Source organism: Nostoc sp. KVJ3, assembly GCF_026127265.1.
Classification (GTDB): Bacteria; Cyanobacteriota; Cyanobacteriia; order Cyanobacteriales; family Nostocaceae; genus Nostoc.
Map to the genome: position 1 here is coordinate 2,906,906 of NZ_WWFG01000001.1, position 16,988 is coordinate 2,923,893.

12 protein-coding genes are annotated in these 16,988 nt (G+C 42.8%); 10 read left to right on the top strand and 2 right to left on the bottom strand.

The annotated features are described in order from the left end of the window. Nucleotides 1-50 precede the first annotated feature (50 nt). Entirely contained in the window at nt 51-1,358 is a 1,308-nt protein-coding gene (locus GTQ43_RS11345; protein ID WP_265272705.1) for a bifunctional folylpolyglutamate synthase/dihydrofolate synthase, read from the top strand. Nucleotides 1,359-1,385: 27 nt separating this feature from the next. Here GTQ43_RS11345 and GTQ43_RS11350 read toward each other — a convergent pair whose 3' ends face one another. Next, nucleotides 1,386-2,684, bottom strand: a complete 1,299-nt coding sequence (locus GTQ43_RS11350) for an ABC transporter substrate-binding protein (protein WP_265272706.1) — start codon at nt 2,682-2,684, stop codon at nt 1,386-1,388. A 152-nt stretch (nt 2,685-2,836) separates the two neighbouring features. Between GTQ43_RS11350 and pilM the strand changes: the two genes are divergently transcribed. From pilM to GTQ43_RS11385, 7 genes are all read left to right on the top strand, one after another. Next, nucleotides 2,837-3,943: a type IV pilus assembly protein PilM gene (pilM, locus tag GTQ43_RS11355; RefSeq protein WP_265272707.1), complete on the top strand. Its 1,107-nt coding sequence runs from the start codon at nt 2,837-2,839 to the stop codon at nt 3,941-3,943. A gap of 105 nt (nt 3,944-4,048) precedes the next feature. Continuing rightward, nucleotides 4,049-4,834 (top strand): PilN domain-containing protein, encoded by a 786-nt coding sequence (locus GTQ43_RS11360; RefSeq protein ID WP_265272708.1) that lies wholly within the window; start codon nt 4,049-4,051, stop codon nt 4,832-4,834. Then, nucleotides 4,831-5,595, top strand: coding sequence for a type II secretion system protein M (locus tag GTQ43_RS11365; protein ID WP_265272709.1), 765 nt, complete (start codon nt 4,831-4,833; stop codon nt 5,593-5,595). Before GTQ43_RS11360 ends, GTQ43_RS11365 begins: the two co-directional genes overlap by 4 nt. Before the next feature lie 301 nt (nt 5,596-5,896). Continuing rightward, entirely contained in the window at nt 5,897-8,059 is a 2,163-nt protein-coding gene (locus tag GTQ43_RS11370) for a type IV pilus secretin family protein (RefSeq protein WP_265272710.1), read from the top strand. A 1,159-nt stretch (nt 8,060-9,218) separates the two neighbouring features. After that, nucleotides 9,219-9,503, top strand: a complete 285-nt coding sequence (locus GTQ43_RS11375; RefSeq protein WP_010998076.1) for an HU family DNA-binding protein — start codon at nt 9,219-9,221, stop codon at nt 9,501-9,503. 26 nt (nt 9,504-9,529) lie between these two features. Beyond that, nucleotides 9,530-10,585 (top strand): threonine-phosphate decarboxylase CobD, encoded by a 1,056-nt coding sequence (cobD, locus tag GTQ43_RS11380; protein WP_265272712.1) that lies wholly within the window; start codon nt 9,530-9,532, stop codon nt 10,583-10,585. 83 nt (nt 10,586-10,668) lie between these two features. Then, nucleotides 10,669-12,123, top strand: a complete 1,455-nt coding sequence (locus GTQ43_RS11385; protein ID WP_265272713.1) for a dihydrolipoyl dehydrogenase family protein — start codon at nt 10,669-10,671, stop codon at nt 12,121-12,123. A 336-nt stretch (nt 12,124-12,459) separates the two neighbouring features. On the opposite strand, the gene GTQ43_RS11390 is transcribed toward GTQ43_RS11385, so the two are convergent. Continuing rightward, nucleotides 12,460-13,644 carry an NAD(P)H-quinone oxidoreductase subunit H gene (locus GTQ43_RS11390; RefSeq protein WP_265272715.1) on the bottom strand — a complete coding sequence of 395 codons (1,185 nt, stop codon included), beginning with the start codon at nt 13,642-13,644 and terminating at the stop codon, nt 12,460-12,462. A gap of 269 nt (nt 13,645-13,913) precedes the next feature. On the opposite strand from GTQ43_RS11390, the gene GTQ43_RS11395 reads away from it, so the two are divergent. Further along, a complete protein-coding gene (locus tag GTQ43_RS11395) occupies nt 13,914-15,830 on the top strand; it encodes a M48 family metallopeptidase (protein ID WP_265272716.1) in 1,917 nt (638 codons plus the stop codon). A 269-nt stretch (nt 15,831-16,099) separates the two neighbouring features. Beyond that, nucleotides 16,100-16,984 (top strand): 16S rRNA (cytosine(1402)-N(4))-methyltransferase RsmH, encoded by an 885-nt coding sequence (gene rsmH / locus GTQ43_RS11400; protein ID WP_265272717.1) that lies wholly within the window; start codon nt 16,100-16,102, stop codon nt 16,982-16,984. Nucleotides 16,985-16,988: the final 4 nt, after the last annotated feature.

A 16,988-nucleotide genomic window follows, 5' to 3' on the forward strand; every position in this document is an offset into this window, starting at 1 on the left:
TTGCTTCTTCCCCTGCCTCCCCTGCTCCCTCATCCCCCATTCCGCACTCCTTGGATATCGATTCTGTAATACAACCCCTGCAACGCTTTGGTGTCCATCTGGGACTCGATCGCATTGTCAATCTATTGGCAAATCTCGGCAATCCCCATTACCAAGTCCCGGTGATTCATATTGCTGGCACTAATGGTAAAGGTTCGGTTTGTGCCTATCTTTCCTCCGTACTCACTGAAGCTGGTTATCATACAGGACGCTACACTTCGCCCCATTTAGTTGATTGGACGGAACGTATTTGTCTGAATGAACAGCCAATTTCCTCTGAGGAATTGAGCCAATTATTAGAAAAAGTCCAAACAGTAATTCGCCCCGATCAAGAATCAGCAACTCAGTTTGAAGTAATTACGGCGGCTGCTTGGTTATATTTTGCCCAGCAACAAGTTGATGTGGCTGTGGTAGAAGTGGGACTAGGAGGACGCTTAGATGCTACCAATGTTTGCTTAGAACCTTTAGTTACAATTATCACTTCTATCAGTCGAGAACATTGGCAGCAACTTGGCCCTACTGTCGCGGACATTGCTAGAGAAAAAGCAGGTATTCTCAAACCTGGATGTCCCGTTGTGGTTGGAAGATTGCCGTCGGATGCAGAAGAAGTTGTGCGATCGCGTGCTTTAGAATTAAAATGCCCAATTTTTACGCCTCAACCCGCCCGTCAAATCGCTACAGGATGGGCAGAGTATGAAATAACTGAAAATTCAAAATCAATTAAATATCCTTTGCCCTTAGCGGGACAAGTTCAATTAGCAAATTCAGCTTTGGCAATAGCAGCTTTAGAAATTCTCCAACAAACAGGTTGGCAGATTTCTGAAGAAGCCATAATTAACGGCATGGCAAAAACTAAATGGCCAGGGCGGATGCAATGGACTACCTGGAATAACCATAAATTATTACTTGATGGCGCTCATAATACAGCCGCCGCCGAAGTTCTTCGTCAGTATGTTGATAGTTTGGACGCAGTTAACCACAAGCCCATCAACTGGGTTATGGGAATGTTTTCCGACAAAGATCATGGTGATATTTTTGCTGCCCTGCTGCGCCCAGGCGATCGCCTTTTCTTAGTCCCAATCCCAGTAGAATCTTGGCCTGGTAGAACTTCTGCCGATCTACAGGAATTAGCAAACCTAGCTTATAGCCTCTGTCCCGAATTAAGCGATCGCCAAATCCATCCCGATTTATTCACAGCATTAGAAACCGCAACCTCAACCACAGACGATTTAATCGTTTTGTGTGGTTCCCTTTATTTAGTAGGCGATTTTTTACAAATGGGGAGTGGGGATGAGGGAGACAAGGGAGATCAGGAATAACCAATTCCCAATGCCCAATTCCAAAATCTATCTCTGATTCCACTCTTGTGCCGCATCCTCTACAGCTTTATCTACAGTCTTCTCTCCTAACATTGCTGCTTGCAAGTTCTCGTAAATTGCTTTTTGCAGTTTGTTGAAATCCTTCAAATTAGGGGTTAATATTTGTGCGTGTTCTAGTTCTTTCGCACTCATAACTCGCGCTTTTTCTATTATTGAAGCATTAGCTGGAACATTTTTAAAGTAACTATCAGATAGCGCTTTGAGTGTAGAAGGTAGGACATTTGCAGCTTTAGCGAAGGCTAACTGATTTTCGTCATTGGTGACAAATAAAGCAAACTTCACAGCGCTATCTGGTTGTTTCGTGTCACGAGGAATAACTATATTCATCACAGCGACATTTTTTTTACCAGTGACACCAGTGAGTTGAGGGGCTATTCCTGTCGCTTGAGCGATTTTTGGGGCATTATTAGCGATCGTTTTCAGAAACTCTGGCCCAGAAGCTAAAAGCGCAGTTTCTCCAGATTGATATAAATCGATCGCATGGCGATGTCCTTGGGTCAAAGCCTCTTTGGGAAGCAATCCTTTTTTATATAAGTCTACCCAATACTGAAATGCTGCTTTCCCTGGTGCTGAATTAAACGCTGCTTTTCCATCAGCATCTATGAGAGTAACTCCCATTTGCACGAAAGATTCCAGCACCTCACCGGAATCTTGCGGTACAAACGTCACAAAAAAAGCATATTTCCCTGTCTTATCTTTAATTTGTTGGGCTACTTGTGCCAATTCTGCGTAGGTTGCGGGGACTTTATTGATACCTGCCTGTTTTAATAAATCAGTGTTATAAATGGTTAGCCGTGTGGTGAGATACCAAGGAATTCCAAAACTCTTGCCATTAAGCGTAGAAGATTCCCAAATATTTGGCAGATAGGAGGAACGTACATCTTTTGAGACTTTTGTATCTAAATCTAACCAGGCATTTCGCCCTGCAAGTTGAGAAGCAAAACCCGGATTGAGGTTAACTACATCAGGTGGCGTTTTTGCTGAGACAGCTGTTAAAATTTTGTTCTCCATCGCCGCCCAAGGTATATCAACCCAGTTAATCTTTATACCTGGATTTTGTGATTCAAAATTTGCAATTAGGCTTTTGAAGTAGTCGGTAAATTGAGGTTGGAGTTGCATTGTCCAAAACTCAATAGTCCCTCCTCCTGAAGTAGCCTGTTTTGTACCTGTACCGACATTACCTGTGCTGCAACTTACAACCCAACTGGTTAATAAGCCAAGCAGTATAAAAGCAATAAGTTGTTTGAATTTTCGCAATTGAATCATGTTTCCAGTATTTTTACGCTTGATCAGTGTGAAAAGCTTATGCAGAATTGTCGAAATTATAGGCTAAATAAATTACCCGTAAAGACGTAATATATTACGTCCTTACCACAACAAATTTAAATTTTCAATTTAGCAGTCCAGCGGGCACAACTGTGGTAAAAAGCTTCAATAGTCTGTTTGGCAAATCAAATAAAGGGGTCGGCATTGAACTTGCTCCCGAACGAGTAAATGTAGTTCAGCTACGCAAGCACCGTCAAGGCTTGAAATTAGAAACCTTTACATCGATAGCGGTTCCAGAAGGAGTAGTTACCGATGGTCAAATCACCGACCCCGCAGCGATGGCGCAATTAATCCAGCAAGCGCTAGCTGAAAGCAAAATCAAAACTTCTCGTGTGGCCACTGGTGTACCAGGGCGAGATTCCATCGTTCGGATCATACCAGTACCAGCAGAGTTAGATGACAAAGAACTGCGAGAAATGGTACTCAACCATGAAGCAGGTTTATATTTACCCTATCCTCGTGAAGAGGCTGATGTAGATTATCAGAAACTTGGGTACTTTCAAGATGAGGATGGCATTGAAAAAGTACACGTACTCTTAGTAGCCACCCGCAAGGAGATAACGGATACATATATCAGTACATTCGAGCAAGCAGGATTACAAATTGATGTTTTAGAAATTAACAGTTTTGCTCTACTTCGGACTATTCGCGAACAACTGCGACAATTTGGCCCGCAAGAAGCAGCAGTACTAGTTGATATCGAGTTCGATAGTACGGAAATCGCCATCATCGTTAATGGAGTACCGCAATTTTCCCGTACAGTCCCCATCGGAACTTATCAAATGCAAACTGCCTTAGCAAGGGCAATGAGTTTACCTACATCACGAGATATGGAACTGTTACACGGAATGATTATTCCCTCAACTACCCTAGATGGTGGGAAAACCGGTGTTACCGAAATCGATCCTGGTATGGCAGCCATCTTAAGAGTATTGGGAGAACTAACAGACGAACTGCGTCGTTCCATCGATTTTTATCTGAATCAAAGTGAAAATTTGGAGATAGCGCAGATTTTATTAGCTGGCCCGGGAGGTGGACTTCAGCAGCTAGATGAATTTTTTACTCAAAGATTGAGCTTGCCAACCACCCAAATAGATCCAATCGGGTCTTTAGCCTTAGAAGTTGACACTGATAAATATCCACAGGTACAACGCTCTGGCTTGGCCATTGTACTTGGTTTAGGAATGCGGGAGGTGTAATAGCAATTTTAGATTTTGGATTTGAAATTTTGAGTTGTCTGTTTTGACAGTTCACTGTTTGAGAATTCTCAAACCATAATATTTATTCCTAGTTGGTGTGAGAAAATGTACAGTTTAGATGTTAACTTTCTTAAAGACCGTCCAGCATACCAAAAAAAGCCTGAGAAACAGGGAGGAATATCCCTAAAGCTGCCTACAGGAAATTTCACACCAGTGTATGTGGGAGTTGCACTAGGTGTAGGTCTTCCAGCTTTATTAGGAGTTAGTTGGTGGCTGTTACAAGGGAAGATTGTTGAATTAGATGGTCAGATAGCACAGCTAGATCAGGAAAGCAAAAGGTTAGATACAGAAATAGGAAATCTGAACAAAATCAAAGACGAGACGAAGGCAGTTAAAGGGGAAACCCAAGCTTTAGTCACTGTATTTGATCAGATTCGACCTTGGTCAGCGATGTTGCAAGATTTGCGCGATCGCATTCCCACCGCAGTGCAAATTGATACCATTAAACAAATGCCACCCGTTGCGGCAGCGCCAGGGCAACCCCCAAACAATCCCGCCGGAGGGTTAGAAATTACTGGATTGGCTCGTTCTTTTAACGATGTTAATGATTTCTTACTGAGTTTACAACAGTCTCAGTTCTTGAAGCCTACAGAAAGCAGAATTATAACGGCAACATTAGTAGATGCTCCCTTACCACCAGGTACAGGTCAACCCACTAGTCCTACTAATGGTGTAACAATTAAGCCGCCCCAAGTAGTTAAATACACTATTCAATCGACTATGAGCGATGTTCCAGCTTCCGAATTAATCCGGGAGTTGGAGAAAAAAGGCACAGTGGGGTTAGTGACTCGAATTCGTAATATGCAACAAACAGGAGTCATTTCAAAATGACGCTGAGTGATGATTTAAATTTTGCCGAACAAGGTGGGGAATTCAATGCCGAAACACCAGCCCACCCCGTGGTGTTTGGCATTGCCTTTACACCAACAATCATTGGCATCTTGGTGGGGGTAGTTGGTTTAGGGGCAGCAGGTTATATTTTGTTAAACCTGCTGATGCCAGCCTTAGAAAGCTATCAGCAACAGCAAGCAAAAAGCTCGGAATTGCAAGGGCAAATTCAGCAAAAAAAAGCCAATATCAAACAGATTGACAAAGTTAAAGAAGAGCTAGCACAGGCAAAACAGCAAAAAATACAAGTTCTAGGTTTATTCGCTAACGAAAAAACCTTAGATACATTGCTGTTAGATTTGAACCGCTTGATTGAGTCTGGAAATACTCAAACTTCTATTAATACAGTCAGAGCCAAACTGAAGAGATTTGTGCCAGTTTCTCAAAAACCAGAACCCATTACTGATGGGAGTCTAGGACTACAGGTTGACGGTAAGTTAGAACGCAGTAGTATCAATGCTGATATTACAGGAACTTATGAGCAAACACAATCGATAATTCGTAACATTGAGCGTTTACAGCCTTTGTTAATAGTTAAAGATTATCAATCAAGTTTGGCTCCGGTAGAGTCAAGATCCCCATTAGATAAAACGCCTGTACAGTTAGGCCCAGCAGCGATTAATACATCATTCCAGTTACAGGTATTGATGCCACTTAGTCCAGAAGAAATAGCCGCAGCAGCTAAAAATGCTCCGAAAAAGTAATAGTGAAGAGTAAGGGCAATAGCCAGGGCGAATGGAATTCGCGGCTACACAAGCAAAGTCCGCCTCCACGGACTAAGGAAATATTGAGGCTTTGAACCGATGCCGGTGGTTTAAGCCTTGTGTAGACGAGCCAGTGCGTTAGGCGGTAGGCGGCTCTGCCGACTTGTTAGCACAGCGTCTCCCCTTCTCTCAAAGGGAGAGGCTAGCGCTAAGGAGAAGCAACTGGTGTGCGGTTCATAACCGTCGATTTAACTATTCACAATTGTTTGTAAACAAGGTTTTATTAGGTGAGGAATGAACTGTGAAACAGCTTCACGGTAATAGTTTTATATTAGGTACTGCCGCTTTTGCATTTCTGGCATCTCAACCAGTTTTGGCACAAATTAGTCAGGTTACTGATGTCCAGTTAAAGCCAGTTAATGGTGGAGTTAGTGTTGCCTTGAAAACTTCTTCAGGGTCACGCCCCCAAGTTTTCACGACACAAAGAGGTAAAGCTTTAGTTGCAGATATTATCAATACTCAATTACGATTACCACAAGGTAATACCTTTCGTCAAGATAGCCCAGCCCCAGGAATTGCATCTGTCGAGGTTAGTCAGCTTGATGCCAACAGCATTCGGGTAACGGTAACTGGTAGCAGCAACGTACCTAGCAGTCAACCTGTGGTGCGATCGCAAAATGGAATTACACTCAGCTTTAGCCCAACTGCTGGCACGATAGCATCAGCACCAACAACGCCATCAGCGCCAACATCCACAACACCGCCTACTTCTATCCCAATCCAAACTGGTAAAAAGCCAGATGTTTTAGTTCCCAACCCACAAGTCACCATTGACGGACAACCGGCACAAGCTGCTGGGCCAGGTCAACCTCTGAGTCAGGCTCCACCTTTCTTACCCAGGGCCGTCGCTCCACCGGTGGGAGATATTGCTATTTCCGCCACTGATGCTTCTCCTAGCACCATTGACTTAGGAACTCAGGAACGTGTACCCCGTTTAGTCCTACGAGATGCGCCAGTGCGTGAGGTTTTATCATTGCTTGCCCGTGCTGCTAATTTGAACCTGGCTTATATCGGAGGTGATGGAGGTCAGCAGGGTGGTGGTGCTAATGCACCAGTAGTTTCTCAAACAATCTCCCTAGATATAGAAAATGAGCCAGTGCAAGATGTGTTTAACTACGTCTTGCGCCTAAGTGGTTTAGAGGCTAACCGCAGTAATCGCACAGTTTTTGTCGGGCCTAAACTACCTAATTCGACTCGTGACATGGTTATGCGTAACCTGCGACTTAATCAGGTAACAGTGGGAGTCGCCCTGAATTTTTTGGTCGGCTTGGGAGCAGAAAGTGCTGTCAGCCGAGAACGACAAGTCACCAGTGTTAATGCTGTAGCTGTGGGTAGTGCGGCTACTCCCATCACCCAGACTCAGACGACGACAGAAACTAAAGTTGAAACTCAACGCGTTGACTTCAAAGACTCTAGTCCATTACTGAGAGGTTTACAGGCATTAGGAGACGAGCGGACTAATTCTCTAACCTTAATTGGCCCTCCCCGCCTAGTTGAAATGGCGATGGCTCAATTAACTCAGCTTGATATCCGCCGTCGTCAAGTTGTAGTTAACGTCAAGATTATTGATGTTAACCTCAATAACGCTCAGAACTACAACACTAGCTTTGCTTTTGGGGTTGGTAACAACTACTTTTCAAATGATGGTGGTATAGCAACTCTCAATTTTGGTGGTGCCAGAACACCTACTAGTACTGAAGTAAGAAGTAGTGTTAATAGTACACCAACAATTCTAGATCCAAGAGCTGCTTTGAATCCTCCATACAAGTTCACCAAGTCTCTTCTCACTAGCTTGCAGGCTCAGGTGACAACTGGCAATGCCAAGATTTTGACTGACCCAACCTTAATTGTGCAAGAAGGTCAACAGGCTCTGATCAACCTGACTCAAGAAGTAGTGGGAAATATAACCCTCCAAACAACGGATACTTCTGGTGGTTCAAGAACAGAACAAACAATTGAGAAACAAAACGTTGGCTTAACCGTGAGTGTGAAAATTGAGCGGATTGACGATAATGGTTTCGTTTCTTTATCTGTTGCTCCTACTGTCAGCGCTCCTTCAAGCACAACAAATACAGGAAATGGAACTATTACTTTAGTGTCTCAGCGCTCCCTTACTTCTGGCTTAATTCGCTTACGAGATGGTCAAACACTTGTTCTTTCAGGAATTATTCAAGATCAAGACCGGACAGATGTCTCCAAGATTCCTATTTTGGGCGATCTTCCTCTGATTGGTGCGCTGTTTAGAAGTACAAACAGATCCAACCAGCGCAATGAGGTGATTGTATTGCTCACACCTCAAATTATGGATGACTCCGAAAACTCCTCATACGGCTATAACTACAATCCCAGCCCAGAAGTGCGGCAAATCCTTGAGCGTCGGGGGTTGAAGCTTCCTAGTCGGTAATAAAGATGATGAATAGGTGAGTTACTTCTGGCTCAAATCCTCGAACCTCTCCCTGCTTTGAACTTTAGTTCAAGTCTGTCCCTCTCTGTGTCGGCTACGGTGTACACACAAGTCTTGCCGCAGCCATATCTTTCTTTATTAATGAATCTCGTCGCACTGTGTTTCTATCCCGCCTCGGAATGAATTCCGAGTCTCATAGCCCAAGTCCACTGAAAGTGGACTAAATAATTAATTCACTCCACTTTCAGTGGAGTTTCGCTATCAGCCCTGAACTTCAGTTCAGGGCGGGATATGGGTGAGTGTGACGGTTTCACTGTAGAGGATTTTTCGACTTGTGTGTACACCGTAGTTATAAGTAACCATGCAGAATTAATTACAGTCATTGCGAGCAAAGAGAAGCAATCCCAGCCCCCGCGTTCGCGAAGCGTGTCCGAAGGACTTATGCTTCATTTCGCAACTCTTGGAGACGCTACCGTGTAGCTTACTTCCCCGAAGGAGTACGCTCCATTCGCAATGACATTGTGTAATTAATTTTGTTTACTACTTAAAAGGGAGGGAACTCAATACTGCGTAGGTTTTGAGTCGATCCCCCCAACGCCCCTTAAAAAGGGGGGCTAAAAATGCCTTATTTTCCCCCTTTTTAAGGGGGACTAAGGGGGATCTCTGATGACTATGCACCAAAACCTACGCAGTATCGGGAGGGAACTAGATTTCCTGCCCTCCAGTCTAGCTGCGATCGCTTTCAAAGAGTCAAACTTATTTCATAAAAATTCGTTAATATCAGCAATAATTCTTCAACATCGGTAATTAATCCCAACAAATGCTGACCATCCGATAACTCCCCACTCCCATGTTTTCCTTGCGATCGCAATTTTCACTAGGTATTTTTTCCTACTTTTGGGGTGGTTTTTAGTGAAACAAGTACTCTAAAATGACAAAAAATCCTGAAATCTATATAAATTAATGGTTTCATCTATCCACATCAGGCTACAACGCCTTAGAATGATTCATTGAAAAGTCGAGCCGATGGGATGTACAGCCGTTTTGAGTAAAAATACTCCCAAAGGATGATTTTTGTATTCCCGCAAACAAAGATTTCAGTACAGATGCACCAGGGTGCATCCGTAAAGAATCTCAAGTAAACCTTCAGGAGTTTGACATGAACAAAGGTGAATTAGTTGATGCCGTCGCTGAAAAAGCTAGTGTTACCAAGAAACAAGCGGATGCAGTCTTAACTGCCGCTTTGGAAACGATTATTGAAGCGGTTTCCTCTGGTGATAAGGTAACATTAGTGGGATTTGGCTCATTTGAATCACGGGAACGTAAAGCCCGCGAAGGTCGCAACCCGAAAACAAATGAAAAAATGGAAATTCCCGCTACGAGGGTTCCTGCCTTCTCCGCAGGAAAACTGTTTAGAGAAAAGGTAGCACCCCCAAAAGCATAGATTCTGTCTTTGGGAACTTTTTTTTAATGCGGCAACCTGCACACGGGGGAAATTTAGCCTGGGCAGCAGCACTGGCTGGCTGTCCCCCTGACGCTATTCTGGATTTTTCTGCTAGCATCAGCCCGTTGGGGCCTCCAAACAGCGCGATCGCTGCTATACTGTCCCAAATTGGTAATCTTAAGCACTATCCAGACCCAAACTATAGTGAACTGAGACTAGCTCTCAGTCACTTCCATCAACTGCCGCCTGAGTGGATTCTGCCGGGTAACGGCTCCGCAGAATTACTCACTTTATTAGGTAGGGAGTTAGCTCAATTAGCCGCGACAATTTTAATCACTCCAGCCTTTGGTGACTACTACCGAACCTTGGCAGCGTATAACGCTAATGTGCTGGAGTGTCCTTTGTCATTTGTGACTGGTCATTGGTCATTGGTCATTGACCAAGGACAAAGGACAAATGACAAAGGGCTATTGTTGAATAATCCCCACAACCCAACCGGAAAGATATTTTCACGGGACTCTATTTTGCCCTACCTAGAGCAATTTGCTTTAGTTGTGGTGGATGAAGCATTTATGGATTTTGTGCCGCCTAATGAGGAACAAAGCCTGATTCCGGTGGTGCAAGAATATGCGAATTTAGTAGTATTGCGATCGCTAACCAAATTTTACAGTCTCCCAGGACTGCGATTAGGATATGCGATCGCCCACCCCGACTGTCTAGCTAAATGGCAGCTATGGCGTGACCCCTGGCCCGTAAACACCCTAGCGGCGGCGGCGGCAATTGCAGCCCTCCAAGATACAGAGTTTCAGCAGCAAACCTGGGCATGGCTACCATCTGCACGAAACCAACTCTTTCAGGGTTTGGCTAAAATACCAGGATTGCAACCCCAAGTAAGTGCTGCTAACTTTGTACTGGTTGAGTCCCAAAAGTCTACTTCGCAGTTACAGCAACAATTACTCAAGCATCACCAGATTTTAATCCGTGATTGCCTTAGTTTTAAAGAACTAGGCGATCGCTTTTTCCGGGTTGCTGTACGTGAAGAGTCCGATAATCAACGCTTACTAACAGCGCTAAAAGAGTAGAGACGCGATTAATCGCATCTCTACTCCTAATTCTTATACAGACGCGATTAATCGTGTCTCCAAACTCCTAACTTTAAATTCGCGTGACCGTTGACTATGATGTTGTAATTATTGGCGGTAGTCTTGCTGGATACTACGCTGCCCTTGCTGCCAGCCAACTACGTGCTACAGTTGCCTTGGTGGAACCCAAAGTAGACTACGAGTTTACTTATCACCATGCTCTTACCGAAATCAGTAAACTAGGGCAGAAGTTGAATCATGCCGCTAGTTTTGGTATTCATGCCACACACATTGATACCTCAGAAGAATGCCATATATCTATGGCATGGCAAGAAGCAATGCTGTATGCTCAATGCGTTGCTTCAAATCTCAAAGAACAGCATTCTCCAGCTATCCTAGCCGCGCTAGGAGTAGATGTCATAGTTGGTAGTGGTCAATTTCAATCTTCACCTCAACTAGCTTTTGCTGTTAACAATCGCTTACTACGCGCCCGTACCTACTTGCTGGCCACTGGTTCGCATCCAGAAATTCCTGAGATTGAAGGATTGCAAGCCACTGGCTACCTAACCCTATCTAATATTTGGCAATCCTTACAGGGAACAACATTATCTAAAAATTGGGTAATTATCGGCGGAATTCCCCAAAGCATTGAAATCGCTCAAACTTTAGCGCGATTTGGTTGCACTGTAACACTGGTAGTCAAGCATCCATATCTTCTACCCAATATTGACCCTGAAATAGCCATATTGCTTCAGGCACAGTTAGAAGTCGAAGGTGTGCGCGTTCTCAACGATACAATAGTGACTCAAGTGAGGCTAATTGAGGGTAAAAAGTGGATTCAAGCAGGAGACAAAGCCATTGAAACGGATGAAATTTTAGTGGCGACTGGACAACAACCAAATCTTGAATCCCTAAATTTGGCAACGGTAGGCGTGAAATGGCATCGGCGTAGTTTAGTGGTGAATGATAAACTGCAAACTACCAACCACCGCATTTACGCTTGTGGTGATGTAATTGGTGGTTACGACTTTGCCAATATTGCTAATTATGAAGCAAAAATTGCGCTAAATAATGCCCTCTTTTTCTCCAAGTTACGAGTAAATTATCGCTCCATTCCTTGGGTAATGTCTTCTGTGCCGACATTGGCGCAAGTGGGTTTGACAGAGGTACAGGCAAAACGCCTATTTAGTCGAGATGAAGTTTTAGTTTTGCGGCAATATTTTAAAACAGTGGTAGCAGCCCAACTCCGGGACGAAACCAGTGGTATGTGTAAATTAATTGTGCTACGCAACGGCGAAATTTTGGGAGCTTCGATATTAGGGGCAGAAGTTGGAGAGTTGATTAATTTGATTGCCTTCGCAATGTCACAAAAAATTAAAGTCAAAGATTTAGCAAATTTATCTTCTGTCTATCCCAGTTTCTCAGAAATTCTAGAACAAACTGCAAGAGAATGGAGTAAGCAAAGGTTAAATAACAATATTGCTTTGCAAGAGTTTTTAGAAGGCTTCTTCCATTTCCGCCGCAATTGGAATTTGTGAGTGGAGATTTAGAAGCGCCACAAATAGGCTTGATAAGTACTTGGACAGAATTAATTACACAATGACATTGCGGTTGGGATTGCTTCATTACGCTCGCAATGACTGTAAATATTTTTGTCCAACTACTTGTATTACGCTATAGTCCAACACGGTTCAGTTAAGGCTAAAATCCTTTTTTTAACGAACCGCAAAGGACGCAAAGGACGCAAAGGAAGAGAAGGAAGAGAAGCTTAACTGAACTGTATTGCGCTATAGTCCGCAAGTTTACCCATATGCAAAAAAAGAGCAGTTGCACTATAATACAACTGCTCTAAAAGTTACTTAGATAAATAATTTCTACCTATCTACAGACCCCATAATCACGTCAACACTACCGAGAATGACCACAATATCTGCAACCTTCATTCCGCGCAGTAAATGTGGAACAATCTGGAGGTTATTGAAATCTGCGGCGCGAATCTTCCAACGTGCAGGGAAGACATTATCATCGCCAACCAAATAAATTCCCAATTCACCTTTGCCACTTTCTACACGAGCGTAGATTTCACCTTTAGGAATCTTGAAGGTAGGGGAAACCTTTTTACCGATGAATTGGTAATCAAATGCGTCCCACTCAGATTTTTTACCTGCGGCTAAACGCTTGGCTTCCAGATTTTCGTAAGGGCCGCCAGGAAGTCCTTTAAGTGCTTGGCGAAGAATTTTCACCGATTCGCGCATTTCCCGCATCCGCACTACATAACGGGCAAAGCAATCACCGGCGGTTTCCCACTGCACATCCCAGTCAAAATCGTCGTAACATTCGTAATGGTCAACTTTCCGCAAATCCCATTGCACGCCAGAAGCGCGTAACATTGGGCCAGAAAGTCCCCAGTTAATTGCTTCTTCACGGGTGATAGTCCCAATACCCTCGACACGTCGCCGGAATATGGGGTTATCTGTTACTAAGCGTTCATACTCATCAACTTTGGGTAATAAATAGTCGCAAAATTCTAGACACTTATCTACCCAACCATAAGGTAAATCGGCAGCCACTCCACCAACGCGGAAGTAGTTGTTATTTACCATCCGATAACCTGTGGCGGCTTCCCACAAATCATAAATCATCTCCCGTTCTCGGAACTGGTAGAAAAAGGGAGTTTGTGCGCCTACATCAGCTAAGAAGGGGCCAAACCATAGCAAGTGGTTAGCGATGCGGTTCAACTCCAACATGATGACGCGGATGTAGCTAGCGCGTTTGGGAACAGCGACACCTGCAAGTTTTTCTGGGGCGTTGACAGTGACAGCTTCGTTGAACATTCCCGCAGCGTAGTCCCAACGACTAACGTAAGGAACGTACATTACATTAGTACGGTTCTCAGCGATTTTTTCCATTCCCCGGTGCAAATAGCCGATAACTGGTTCACAGTCAACGACATCCTCGCCATCCAGAGTCATGATTAGCCGCAGAACCCCGTGCATTGAGGGGTGGTGTGGCCCCATGTTTAGCACCATTGGTTCAGTGCGGGTTTCTAGTCTGGTCATAGATTTCCTGTTCTCCCATTGTGTTCGCGTAGCGTGCTGAAGGCAAATTTTAAATTGAACCGCGCAGATGCCAACCAGAATGTTTCAGTTTGTTGCACTTCTTCAACTATTATATGGAAGCTCGATATCCACTTAATTAAGGCACTGGATTTTTTTCACCTCATCGCCCTGGGATAAGGGGACAATCCCTAACGAGTTCTGAGTTTTTACGTAAGCCATAGAGATATTGTGTCAGTTATATTACAGTTTTATGACGATGATACATATCTATGACTTTCAATCAAGAGCGTTTTGATAAGCTAATTCAGAAGTTAGAAGTTTTTGCTAATAAACAACCGCATCTTTATAAATTGCACGTTGCTTTTTTGGCTACTTTAGGCTATGCATATATATTTTTGGTTCTAGCTGTAACGTTGACTTTGTTAGTAAGTATTATCTTTGGGATAGTTAATGCTCAGTCAATTTCTAACTTATCTTTGACAGGGCTTTTGTTTTTGCTGACCTTAGCATTCGTATTACTGCGATCGCTATGGGTTTCTTTTCCTCCACCTACAGGTTTACCACTACAACCCAGGGATGTACCCAATCTCTATTCTTTAATTAACGAAATCTCATCGAAGTTACAAGCCCCACAGTTTCACCACATCCTGCTCACCAACGATTTTAATGCAGGGGTTCTCCAAATACCACGCTTAGGTTTGCTGGGATGGCAGCAAAATTACTTAATTGTCGGTCTACCGCTCATGCTAGCACTGCCACCCGAAGAATTTCGTGCCGTCTTAGCCCATGAACTAGGACATTTATCAGGAAATCACAGCCGCTTTAGTGGTTGGATTTATCGCCAACGTGAAACTTGGTATCGCATTCTTAAAGGACTCCAACAAAGTGGACACGATCTATCATTGTTAATTTTTCAACTGTTTTTGATATGGTACATCCCGTTTTTTAATGCCTATTCTTTTGTATTGGCACGAATGGATGAATATGAAGCAGATAGATGTGCTGTTGATTTAACGGGAGAAGAAAATACTGCTAAAGCTTTGATAAGTGTGGAGGTCAAATCTAGATTTTTAGAAAGATATTTTTGGTCTAGTATTTATAAACAAATAGAGACAGAAATTGAACCACCGAAAACGACTTATATGGATATGAAGCTGGCTTTAAGCCAGAGACTTCATCAGGAAATCACAACTACTTATTTAGCTGAAGCTTTAACGGAAAGAACCAACAATGCTGATACTCACCCTTGCCTGAAAGATAGATTAAAAGCCTTGGGATATATCCCCGATCCTCAGAAAGAATTAGCTATCTTTGCACCAATTGAAATTAGTGCTGCCCAAGAGTTTTTAGGAGATAAGGTAGAAAATTTTATTGATTACTTTAGTCAAGGTTGGCGAGAAAAGATAGCAACACCTTGGCGACAAAAATATGCTGAATTTCAAAAATCGATAGCTATATTAAAAGATTTAAATCACAAATCGCAAAAACAACACCTAACCCTAGAAGAAGCTAGTCAGCAAGCATTTTTGACGTTGGAACTTGAGGGCGAAGAAGCTGTCATACCTCTATTACAAGAAATTATTCATCGTGATGCTTACCATGCATCAGCTAATTATTTACTAGGTAAAATATTATTAAAAAAACAAGATGCGACTGGAATAGAATACATTGAGAAGGCAATAGGACAAGACTCAAGTATAGTCATAGGAGGTTGTCAGATAATTTGCTATTTTCTTAAAAATCAAGGTAAAAACAATGAGGCGAAGTCTTATCAAGAACGTGCCGACAATTATCATAAATTAATTTTGAAAGCACGGCAAGAGCGATCTAAATTGAAAAGAGATGATAAATTTTACCCTCATAATATTTCGGATATAGAGGTAAATAAGCTTCGTCAGCAGTTATCTCATTACCCGCAGATAATAACTGCTTATTTAGTTCAAAAGGATCTGCAACATTTTCCTGAAAAACCACTTTATGTTCTAGCTGTGAAGCGTGGATTTAGTTTTTGGGAAGGTAGTCGTATTTATGAAACTGATAACTCTAAAATTGTTCAGAGCTTATTAAAGGAAAATGAATTGCCCGACAATGTATTCATTTTTATTTTAAATAGCAATTTAAGCATGGAGAAAAAATTAAAACGGATATCAAATTCGATGATTTACCAGAAAAAAGGTAAAAAATAGGATGAATTAGATCCCCGACTTCTTAAAGAAGTCGGGGATCTGGACAACGCGAATTTATGCCTACGGCAGGCTACGCCAACACAAATCAAATAGAATTGCTATAGATGCTTAAAGTTCAACACCTAGCATCAGCTTTAGGTGTGGAATTTATGATATTTTCCTTTTGTGTCTTTGTGATTTAAAAACTATTTTTTAGCTATAAACCCGCAAAAACACAAAGAAAAGAATACATAATTAAAGTTCATCTGTGGTTTTTTGCCCTTAGTCTCATGAATCGTCAGCTAGCTATTGAAGAACCGATATTTTCCCATCTACCAGTTTTACCGCAGGAAGTTATTGCAGGTCTAGCGGTATTTCCAGGAGGTCATTATCTTGATACGACGGTAGGCGGTGGAGGTCACAGCCGTTTAATTTTAGCAGCTGCGCCAGATGTTCAATTAACGGCGATTGACCAAGATGAGGATGCTTTAGCAGCAGCGAGGAAAGAATTAGCTGAGTTTGGCGATCGCATACAATTTATTTACAGCAATTTTGCTGACTACAAATATCCCCCTAATACTTTCAACGGTATTCTCGCCGATTTGGGGGTGAGTTCTTACCATTTAGACCAAGCAGAAAGGGGTTTTAGCTTTCGCCAAGCTGCAAATTTAGATATGAGAATGGATCGAGGGCGATCGCTAACTGCTGCTGATGTGATTAATAATTGGGATGAGGCAGAATTAGCAGATATTTTCTTTAAGTACGGTGAAGAGAGATTATCACGGCGCATTGCTAGACGCATTGTAGAACGCCGACCTTTGCACACGACTACAGAATTAGCTGATGCGATCGCTTCTTCTGTTCCCCCAAAATACCGTTATGGCAGAATTCACCCCGCTACTCGTGTTTTTCAAGCTCTGCGAATTGTTGTTAACGATGAGTTAAAATCTCTAGAAACCTTTTTAGATAAAGCCCCAAATGCCCTTGTCCCTGGTGGCAGAATTGCAATTATCAGTTTTCATAGTTTGGAAGACCGCCCGGTGAAGCATGGTTTAAGAAATTCACCTTTATTAAAGGTCTTGACAAAAAAGCCGATTATTGCCGGAGATGAGGAAATTAGTAAGAATCCGCGATCGCGATCGGCCAAACTGAGGATAGCTGAAAAGTTGCTGTAACTTG